Genomic DNA, 2290 nt, shown 5'->3' on the forward strand with positions numbered 1-2290 from the left:
CTTTACTTAAATCAAAACCAGCTCACCAGCCTGCCTGTAGAAATCGGGCGGCTGTCTCAGCTGCAATATCTTTACTTAAATCAAAACCAGCTCACCGCTCTTCCTGTAGAAATCGGGCGGCTGTCTCAACTACGAAGGCTTGAATTAAATCACAACCAGCTCACCGCTCTGCCTGCAGATATCGGGCAATTGACTCAGCTGCAAACGCTTGAATTAGATCAAAACCAGCTCACCGCTCTGCCTACAGAAATAGGTCAATTGTCTCAGCTGCAAGGGCTTTACTTAAATCAAAACCAGCTCACCAACCTACCTGAAGAAATCGGGCAATTGTCTCAGCTGTACCAGCTTTACTTAAATCAAAACCAGCTCACTAGTCTGCCTATAGAAATTGGGCAGCTGCCTCCGCTGCTACAGCTTGAATTAGCGGAAAATCCTTTGAAAGATATTGCAGAACAGATAAGGCAGCGTTTTCGATTGCGTATTGACTCTAAGTAATTTCTAAAATGGGGTGAGTTAAAATAAAAAAACTTTTAGCCATCTTATCTTTAAACAAGTCATCCGCTTTCCTTCCCGCAACTAAGCAAGCTTAAGCTAACCTACACATTTATAATGGCAAGAAGTTTCTCTCTTTTTCTGCAGATTGCTAGGCTGGGAGAACAACCTTTCTTGATAGGAAGAAGCTAGGCGTATTGTATTCCATCATGCGGTAGAAGAATTAAAACATTGCGCCAAAAAGAGCCGTTTTTCTCAAATAAAGCAAAGAATCAATCTCATTCTTTTAGCCAAATCAAAATTGCCGCGTCACTTAATCGCCAAAACCTGCGGCTGCTTCTAAATGCTTGGAAGGCCTCCAACCTTTCCTTGAATCTATCTGAAAAAAAAGCGAGGTAGATTATCTGTGAGTTTTTTTTCATTAATAAGGATACGAATTCGTTTGACTTGCTTTTTCAATTTCTTTATGTTTTTAAATAAAAGTGCTAAAAAGTTATCCTTACCCAAGGAAATAAAATGCATCCTATCTCATCGATATCTATTGAAAGCTTGCCCAATGAATTGCTGCTCCCTATCTTAGAGGCTTGTGCAGTTCCTTCCTTATTTAGCGTCTGTAAAAGATGGCATCATCTGCTGGCTACTGAAGTCATGCCCCCTCTTTATAAGCAAATAGGTAAAGTGCATGCTCCTTGTAGAGATGTTAAGGAGCAGGCTCTTATTGTAGATAAAATTTATAAGCTAGAAGAAAAGCTTTCTGAAGCAGCAAAGGTAAATGCAATCTTTAGGCAAATCTTTACTTTAGCTAAATCCCTTGCTCCTGCGGAGCTAGAATTTAAATGGAAAACCCAGGAAAAAAGGTATTTTACTCTGGCTAACTATGCCTCTTATCTTATAGATATTAATCGTCTGTTAATGTGGAAAGCACTGCCTGGTGGAGCGGAATACTTAAGTCAAGAAAAAATCAAGTATTTACCTTTAGAAAAACAAGGGGAGCTTCTTAGAGATTGGATTGAAGAAAATTGTAAAAACATCACGATGTTAGATTTATCTAAAAAAGGCTTGACTTATTTACCCCCAGAAATTGGGCAGCTGTCTGATCTGCAAACCCTTTCCTTAAACCAAAACCAGCTCACCAGTCTGCCTACAGAAATTGGGCAGCTGTCTCAGCTGCAAAAGCTTTACTTAAGCCAAAACCAGCTCACCAGCCTGCCTACAGAAATTGGGCAGCTGTCTAAGCTGCAATATCTTCTTTTAGACCAAAACCAGCTCACCGCTCTGCCTACAGAAATCGGGCAATTGTCTCAGCTGGAATGGCTTGAATCAAGCCAAAACCAGCTCACCGCTCTGCCTGCAGAAATTGGGCAGCTGTCTCAGCTACAATTGCTTTACTTAAATCAAAACCAGCTCGCCAGTCTGCCTACAGAAACAGGTCAATTGTCTCAGCTGAAAGGGCTTTTCTTAAATCAAAACCAGCTCGCCAGCCTGCCTGCAGAAATCGGACAGCTGTCTAATCTGGTACAGCTTTACTTAAATCAAAACCAGCTCACCGCTCTGCCTATAGAAATCGGGCAGTTGTCTAAGCTGCAATGGCTTGATTTAAGCCAAAACCAGCTCACCGCTCTGCCTGCAGAAATAGGTCAATTGCCTCAGCTTACCCAGCTTGAATTAGCGAAAAATCCTTTGAAAGATATTGTAGAAAAAAATAAGGCAGCGTTTTCAATTGTAGAATGGCTTAAGTACTTTTTAAATTGGGGTGGGCTAAAATGAAATAAAAACTTTTAGCCATCTTATCTTTAAA

General features: G+C 40.8%; 2 protein-coding genes. Both read left to right on the forward strand.

From position 1 onward, the window contains the following. Positions 1-495: leucine-rich repeat domain-containing protein (locus tag DB42_RS02880; protein ID WP_193365272.1), on the forward strand; the 495-nt coding region annotated here is incomplete at its 5' end. 513 nt (positions 496-1008) lie between these two features. After that, a complete protein-coding gene (locus tag DB42_RS10255) occupies positions 1009-2259 on the forward strand; it encodes a leucine-rich repeat domain-containing protein (protein ID WP_052435934.1) in 1251 nt (416 codons plus the stop codon). Positions 2260-2290: the final 31 nt, after the last annotated feature.

The sequence above is a fragment of the Neochlamydia sp. EPS4 genome, from assembly GCF_000813665.1.
Taxonomy (GTDB): Bacteria; Chlamydiota; Chlamydiia; order Chlamydiales; family Parachlamydiaceae; genus Neochlamydia.

Bases quoted from the DNA above. Each gene is read 5' to 3' on its own strand.
- DB42_RS10255 (WP_052435934.1), top strand. From the start codon at position 1,009: ATGCATCCTATCTCATCGATATCTATTGAAAGCTTGCCCAATGAATTG.